Source organism: Vibrio sp. 2132-1 (genome assembly GCF_033344315.1).
This window is the reverse complement of sequence record NZ_JAWPON010000679.1, coordinates 1-562: the sequence shown is the minus strand read 5'-3', so window position 1 is coordinate 562 and position 562 is coordinate 1. Positions and strand designations below refer to the sequence as shown.

1 protein-coding gene is annotated in these 562 nt (G+C 48.2%); it reads left to right on the top strand.

Annotation, left to right across the window (positions count from 1 at the left end; genetic code table 11):
• Positions 1 to 29 precede the first annotated feature (29 nt).
• On the top strand, positions 30 to 562 hold a 533-nt coding region (gene trpA / locus R8N47_RS27355), incomplete at its 3' end, for a tryptophan synthase subunit alpha (protein WP_318186383.1).

The window sequence follows — 562 nt, the reverse complement described above, 5'->3', positions numbered from 1 at the left end:
GCCATCTTAGAAGAAAAAGGAGTAATCTAATGAGCCGTTATGAGAAGATGTTTGCACGCCTAAACGAGAAAAACCAAGGCGCATTTGTACCATTCGTGACGGTTTGTGATCCAAACGCCGAGCAATCGTACAAGATCATGGAAACACTGGTTGAATCTGGCGCTGATGCGCTTGAACTTGGTATTCCGTTCTCAGACCCATTGGCGGACGGCCCAACAATTCAAGGAGCCAACATTCGAGCGTTAGATTCGGGTGCAACTCCGGATATCTGTTTTGAGCAAATCGGAAAAATTCGAGCAAAGTACCCAGACCTGCCAATTGGTCTATTGATGTACGCCAACCTTGTATACTCACGCGGTATTGAGAGCTTCTACGAGCGCTGTGCAAAAGCGGGCATCGATTCCGTTCTCATTGCAGACGTTCCGACTAACGAAAGCGCAGAGTTCGTAGCCGCGGCAGAGAAATTTGGAATCCACCCAATCTTTATCGCACCACCAACGGCAAGTGACGAGACGCTAAAACAAGTTTCTGAATTAGGCGGCGGCTACACTTACCTGCTTTC